The sequence below is a fragment of the Romboutsia sp. 13368 genome (assembly GCF_018336475.1).
Classification (GTDB): Bacteria; Bacillota; Clostridia; order Peptostreptococcales; family Peptostreptococcaceae; genus Romboutsia.
Genome location: NZ_CP048741.1, coordinates 317,997 through 319,801 on the forward strand (window position 1 = coordinate 317,997; position 1,805 = coordinate 319,801).

The 1,805-nt window shown below is 24.2% G+C and carries 1 protein-coding gene; it reads left to right on the forward strand.

Annotation, left to right across the window (positions count from 1 at the left end; translation table 11 throughout):
- The first annotated feature begins 76 nt into the window (after positions 1 to 76).
- Positions 77 to 1,636, forward strand: coding sequence for a murein biosynthesis integral membrane protein MurJ (gene murJ, locus G3997_RS01255; RefSeq protein ID WP_296646851.1), 1,560 nt, complete (start codon positions 77 to 79; stop codon positions 1,634 to 1,636).
- Positions 1,637 to 1,805: the final 169 nt, after the last annotated feature.

Sequence of the window (1,805 nt, forward strand, 5' to 3'; positions counted from 1 at the left end):
AATTATTTACAATAATTTATATATATTAAGTTAATAATACATATAAATTTATAAGAAATATAAGAAAGGAATATTTATGGCAAAGAAAGATAAGGTAGCAACGATAGTATTAATGTTTATAATATTAACATCTAAAATTACTGGATTTTTTAGAGATATAGTATTAGCACAGACATTTGGAGCTGGTCAGATAACAGATGCATATCTTACAGCCCTCAACATACCGATAGTTTTATTTGATGGTATAAGTACAGCTTTAGGTACAACATTTATACCTATATATTTCAAAATTAAGTCAAGTAAAGGCCAGAATGAAGTAAATAAATTTACAAGCAATATACTTAATATAGTTATTATAATCAGCTTTTTATTTATATTATTAGGGATAATATTTGCTCCATATATAGTAAAAATATTTGCAGTAGGATTTAAGGGAGAAGTTTTTGACTTAACAGTTATTTATTCTAAAATATTAATATTCTCCATGATGTTTATAGCTACAAATGGATTAGTATCATCATACTTAATTGCGTCAGGAAATGTATATATTTCAGGGGCTATAACTATACCATTTAATATATTAGTCATAGTATCTATTATATTAGCATCTAAAACTAATTCTTATGTTATGGTTTATGGAACTTTAATTGCTTATATGGCTCAGCTGTTATTTCAAATACCATTATTAACAAAAAAAGGGTATAAACATAAGTTTACTATAAATTTAAAAGATGAAAATATAAGACATATACTAATTTTAGTAATACCAGTATTTTTAGGTTCATATATAAATCAGATAAATGCAGTTGTAAATAGAACATTAGCATCAACGCTAGATAGTGGAAGTATTACAGCACTAAATTATGCTAATAAGTTAAATATGTTTGCTGTTGGAGTTATAGCAGTAGCAATATCTACAATAATGTATCCTATACTTTCAAAATTATCTAGTGAAGGTAATAATAGATTATTCAAGATAAATCTTTCAAAATCTATAAATATGATAGTAATAATAATGTTGCCGATAATGGTAATAATGACAAGTTTCTCAACAGAAATAGTTAAAGTTCTTTTTGAAGATGGTTCTTTTAACTCACATGATACATATCTTACATCAACAGCATTATTTTTTTATTCAATAGGAATATTAGCATATGGATTGAAAGAATTATTGGCTAAGTCATTTTACTCATTGCAGGATACTAAAACACCTGTAAGAAATGCAACGATATCAGTAGTTATAAATATTGTATTATCTATAATTTTAGTAAGGATAATTGGAATAGGTGGTCTTGCTTTAGCAAGTTCTATATCAGCTATGGTAACTACAGCACTTTTATTAGTATCTTTGAGGAAAAAGATAGGAAAATTAGGATTTAGTTATATATTAATTACTTTTATAAAGGTATGTATTGCATCTATAGTAATGTTTATAATAATGAAATTTACTTATAACTCAATATTTAACTATGGAAATGAATTTATTGTAGAATCTAGAAAACTTACGGCTATTAAATGTTTTATATCTGTAATATTAGGAAGTGCTACATATATAGCTTTAGTATTATTATTAAATGTAAGAGAAGTAAGGGATATATTTAATAAAGTTGTAAATAAGATAAAAAATACTTTATAGATTATATAAATTACAACGAAATATTTTAATGAGGGGGAATTTTATTATGGGTAAGTTTGTATATCTTATTGCAATAGTTATATCTTTAACTCCAATACTTACACATATATCAGAAAAAAATTATATAATTACAATATTATATACTATTTTCTTTATTTGTGTCTTGCAT